This window comes from bacterium, from assembly GCA_036524115.1.
In the GTDB taxonomy this organism is placed as follows: domain Bacteria; phylum JAUVQV01; class JAUVQV01; order JAUVQV01; family DATDCY01; genus DATDCY01.
The window spans coordinates 1-4,405 of sequence record DATDCY010000329.1 but is presented as its reverse complement, the minus strand read 5'-3'; the positions used below and the strand labels follow the sequence as shown (position 1 = coordinate 4,405).

5 protein-coding genes are annotated in these 4,405 nt (G+C 76.8%); 4 read left to right on the top strand and 1 reads right to left on the bottom strand.

Going from position 1 to position 4,405, the window contains the following annotated elements; genetic code table 11:
- Positions 1-1,026, bottom strand: a 1,026-nt coding sequence (locus VI078_16005) for a protein-glutamate O-methyltransferase CheR (protein ID HEY6000791.1), incomplete at its 3' end; no start/stop codon positions are given.
- A gap of 156 nt (positions 1,027-1,182) precedes the next feature.
- Here VI078_16005 and ispD point away from each other — a divergent pair.
- The 4 genes from ispD to tsaE are packed head-to-tail and all read left to right on the top strand — an operon-like array spanning position 1,183 to position 4,405.
- The gene (ispD, locus tag VI078_16000) at positions 1,183-1,890 is read left to right on the top strand and encodes a 2-C-methyl-D-erythritol 4-phosphate cytidylyltransferase (protein ID HEY6000790.1); all 708 of its coding nucleotides are present in this window, start codon (positions 1,183-1,185) and stop codon (positions 1,888-1,890) included.
- Positions 1,887-2,378, top strand: a complete 492-nt coding sequence (gene ispF / locus VI078_15995) for a 2-C-methyl-D-erythritol 2,4-cyclodiphosphate synthase (GenBank protein ID HEY6000789.1) — start codon at positions 1,887-1,889, stop codon at positions 2,376-2,378. The genes ispD and ispF overlap by 4 nt, the downstream gene beginning before the upstream one ends.
- 16 nt (positions 2,379-2,394) lie before the next feature.
- Complete coding sequence (locus tag VI078_15990) at positions 2,395-3,990, top strand: NAD(P)H-hydrate dehydratase (protein HEY6000788.1); 1,596 nt, start codon at positions 2,395-2,397, stop codon at positions 3,988-3,990.
- Positions 3,950-4,405 carry a tRNA (adenosine(37)-N6)-threonylcarbamoyltransferase complex ATPase subunit type 1 TsaE gene (gene tsaE, locus VI078_15985; GenBank protein HEY6000787.1) on the top strand — a complete coding sequence of 152 codons (456 nt, stop codon included), beginning with the start codon at positions 3,950-3,952 and terminating at the stop codon, positions 4,403-4,405. The genes VI078_15990 and tsaE overlap by 41 nt, the downstream gene beginning before the upstream one ends.

Below are 4,405 nucleotides of genomic sequence, written 5' to 3'. Positions count from 1 at the left end.
CCGCTGCGCCGCCAGCGCGACCCCCTCCTCGAAGAGCACCGTCTCCGCGGTCTCGGGCGGCCGCTGCACGCCGCCGCGGCGCGCCGGCGCCGCGGCGGTGACCGCCCCCTCCGGCGCGGCACCCGCGCCGCGGAAGCGGATCGCGAGCGCCTTGGCGAGTCCCGGCGACGCGCCGTGCCTGCAGTAGAGGACCGTGCGCCCGTGGAACACGCGCGCGAATGCCGGGTCGATCAGGTCGCTGTGCTCGGAGTGCCCGACGATGAGCGCACCGCGCTCCTCGAGACAGGCGTGGAAGCGCCGGGTGATCTCCCGGCAGAGCTCGGGCCGGAAGTAGATCATGACGTTGCGGCAAAGGATCAGGTCCAGGGAATCGGTCCCCGTGGCCGGCGACGGGAAGGCGTCGTCGGCGAGGTTCAACGGGCGGAAGGTCACCAGCCGCTGCACCTCCGGCCGGATGCGCCAGACGCCGCCCTCGGCCGTGAAGAAGCGCTGTCGGTAGCGCTCCTCGACGTCGCGGAACGACCAGGCCCGGTACCGCCCCGCGCGGGCGGCGGCGAGCGCCTCCTCGTTGATGTCGGTCGCCAGGAGGTGGACGTCCCAGTCCGCGATGTCCGGCAGCAGTTCGAGCAGCACCATCGCGAGCGAGTAGGGCTCCTCGCCGCTGGAGCAGCCGGCGCTCCACAGCCGCAGCCGCCGCCAGCCGTCGCGTCGCGCGCGGATGAGATCGGGGAGAAGGCGCTCGCGCAGCAGGTCGAACTGACCGCGGTTGCGGAAGAAGTAGGTCTCCCCGACGGTCAGCCGCGAGACGAGGCAGCGCAGCTCCGATCCGCCCTCCTCGCCGCGCTCCAGGAACCCGACATACTCGGCGATCGCATCGGGCCATCCCAGCGCCGCGGCCCGCGCGCCGACCGTCGCGAGCAGCTCAGCCCGCTTGCTGTCGGGGAAGTAGAGTCCGGACCTGCGGGAGATGAGGTCGCGGACGGCAACGAAGTCGGTCTCCGCGATCTCCACCGCCGTGCGCGCCATGCGAGCCCTCCCGCCTGCCGACGCATTGTAGCCCATCCCCGCCGGCCGTCCAACACAAATCACGTGACGGAATGGACACTTAGACCGAACGCGGGCGCCGCGGGGCCCTGGCGGACGCGATTGACGCCCCCCGCGCGGCGGGGCTATGATCCAGCCATGAGAGCGGCCGCGGTCGTACCTGCGGCGGGCCGGGGCTCGCGCATCGGCTTTGCCACCCCGAAGACGTTCATCGACCTCGGCGGCATGCCGCTTCTGGCGCGGACGCTGGCGGCGCTCGCCGGCTGCCGCGGCCTCGCCCTGATCCAGCCGGTGCTGCCGCGGACCCACGTCGCGGCCTTCGCCTCCCGGGTCCTCGCCCGCCACCGTTGGGGCTCCTGCAGGCCGGCGGTCGCCGGCGGTCGCGAGCGGCAGGACTCGGTGGCCGCGGGCCTCCGCGCGCTCCCCGACGACGTGGAGTTCGTCCTCATCCACGACGGCGCGCGCCCGTTCGTGACCGCGGCGCTCGCCTCCCGGGTGCTCGCCGCGGCGCGCCGGCACGGCGCCGCGCTCGCCGCCATACCGGTGCAGGACACCGTCAAGCGGGTGACCCCCGACCTCTTCCTCGACGGGACGGAGGACCGGCGGTCGCTCTGGCTCGCCCAGACGCCGCAGGCTTTCCACGTCGGGCTGCTGCGCGAGGCGCACGCCAGGGCGCGGGAGGCCGGCGTGGAGGCCACCGACGACGCGGCGCTCGTCGAGGCGCTCGGGCACCCCGTGCGCGTGGTGCCGGGCTCGCGCCTGAACTTCAAGATCACGACGCGCGAGGACCTCGCCCTCGCGCGGGCGCTGGTGGGCGCCGGCCCCGCGGCGCGGAGGCGGGCGTGAGCGCCGACCCCGGCCTGCGGGTCGGCCTCGGCTTCGACGTCCACCCCTTCGCGGACGGCCGCCGGCTCGTCCTCGGCGGGGTGGAGATACCGCACGTGGCGGGGCTCGCCGGCCACTCCGACGCCGACGTGCTGCTGCACGCCGTGTGCGACGCGCTCCTGGGCGCCGCCGCCCTCGGCGACATCGGCCTGCACTTCCCGGACAGCGACCCCGCGTACCGCGGCATCTCCAGCATGGAGCTGCTCCGCCGCACCGCCGCACTGGTGGCGGGGGCGGGCTGGAAGCCCCTCCAGGTCGACGCCGTCGTGCTCGCCGAAGCCCCCCGCATCGCGCCGCACGCCGCGGCGATGCGCGCCGGCATCGCCGCGACGCTCGGCATCCCTGCGGCGAACGTGGGCCTCAAGGCGACCACGGTCGAGGGCCTCGGGTTCGTGGGCCGCCGCGAGGGCATCGCCGCGCAGGCCGTCTGTCTCCTCGTGCGGGCCTAGGGACAGGCGCCGCTCCGTGAAGATCGCCAGCGCCCCCGAGATGGCCGCCGTCGACCGCGACGCGGCCCAGCGCTGGGGCGTGCCCGTGGCGACGCTCATGGAGGCGGCTGGACGCCGCGTCGCGGAGGCGGCCGCGGCGCTGCTCGGAGGCGTCGCCGGCCGCCGGATCGTCCTGTTCTGCGGCCGCGGCAACAACGGCGGCGACGGGTTCGTGGCGGCGCGCCTGCTGCAGGAGGCCGGCGCACAGACGCTCGCCGTGCTTGCCGGCGCCCCCGCGGACCTGCGAGGCGACGCCCGCGCGGCGCTCGAGGCGGCGGTGCGCGCCAGGGTCCCGTGCGCATCCTGCGCCGACGATGCCGCCCTCGAGGCGCTCGGCCAGCGGGCGCAGGAGGCCGACCTCCTCGTGGATGCGCTCCTCGGCACCGGTTTCGCCCCTCCCGCGCGGGGGGTCGTGGCCGCGGCGATCCGCCTCGTCAACCGCCTCGCGCGTCCCGTCCTGGCCGTCGATCTCCCGTCGGGCCTGGCGGCGGACGATCCGCGCATCGTCGGGGACGCCGTCCACGCCGCGGCCACGGTGACGTTCGGCTATCCCAAGCGCGCCCTCGTCGAGTTCCCCGCCGCGGCGCTCGCCGGCAGGATCTGGTGCGGCGACATCGGCTTTCCGCCGGGGACCGGCGACCTCGTCTCCGGCCAGCTCAACCTGGTGACGCCCGCCGACCTCGCGCCGCACCTGGCGCCGCGGGACCCGCAGGCGCACAAGGGCACCTGCGGCCACGCCCTCATCCTCGCCGGCTCGCGCGGGATGCTCGGCGCGGCGGTGCTCGCCGCCCGCGGCGCGCTGCGTGGCGGCGCCGGCCTCGTCACGGTCGCGCTTCCGGCCTCGGTCGCACCGCCGGTGCTGCCGGGACTGCCGGAGGCGATGCTCCTGCCGCTCCCCGACGGTGGCCTCGGCATCGCCGGCCCGGTCGCGGACGACGTGCTCCGCGAGCGCCTCGGCGGCGTGCAGGCGCTCGCCGCCGGCCCCGGGCTCTCGCGCTCGCCCGAGACCACCCGCCTCGTGCGCGCGCTGGCCGACCGCGCTGCGCTGCCGCTGCTCCTCGACGCCGACGCGCTGCACGCACTGGCCGCCCCGCCCGCCAGGCCATCCTGGCAGGCCGGTCCCGCGATCCTCACTCCCCATCCCGGCGAGGCCGCCCGGCTTCTGGGCGTCACCGCGGCGACGGTCCAGGCCGACCGCGTGGAGGCCGCCCGGCGCTGCGCCGCCCGGTACGGGGCGGTCGTCGTCCTCAAGGGCGCCCGCACCGTGGTCGCCGATCCCGGCGGCACGGCGTGGGTCAATCCCACGGGCAACCCCGCCATGGCCGCCCCGGGGATGGGCGACGTCCTCGCCGGCCTCATCGCCGCGCACCTGGCGCGCGGCATCCCGCCGCTGCCGGCCGCGCTCCTGGGCGTGCACCTGCACGGCCTCGCCGGCGACCTGGCGGCCGCCGCCACCGGGCCCTGGGGCCTGCTCGCATCCGAGGTCGCCGACCGCATCCCGGCTGCGGCACGCCGGGCCGCGGAGATCTGCCATGACAGCGCGCACGCGACGCTATCGCTCCTCGTCCCCTGAGGCGACCGCGGCCGTCGCCGGCCGCCTGGCGCGCACCTTCGCGCCGGGGACGGTGCTCGCGCTCGTCGGCCCCCTCGGCGCGGGCAAGACCGCCTTCGTCAAGGGGCTGGCCGCCGGCCTCGGGCTGCCCGCCCGCGAGGTGGTAAGCCCGACGTTCACCCTGGTCCACGAGCACGCCGGGCCCGTACCGCTCTTTCACGCGGACCTCTACCGCCTCTCGGGCGCCGAGGAGGTCGCGGAGCTGGGCCTCGACGACTACGCGGCGCGCGGCGGCATCCTCGCGATCGAGTGGGCCGAGCGCGCGGGCGACGCCCTCCCGCGCGGCGCGGTGACGGTCACCATCGAGGTCTCCGGGCCGCGCGCCCGCTCCATCGCGGTGGCGCCCCCGCCCGCGCGCCGGAGGGCGCAGCGGTGA

Excerpts from the sequence above, each read along its gene's own strand:
- ispD (HEY6000790.1), top strand. The coding sequence starts at position 1,183 with ATGAGAGCGGCCGCGGTCGTACCTGCGGCGGGCCGGGGCTCGCGCATC.
- tsaE (HEY6000787.1), top strand. The coding sequence starts at position 3,950 with ATGACAGCGCGCACGCGACGCTATCGCTCCTCGTCCCCTGAGGCGACC.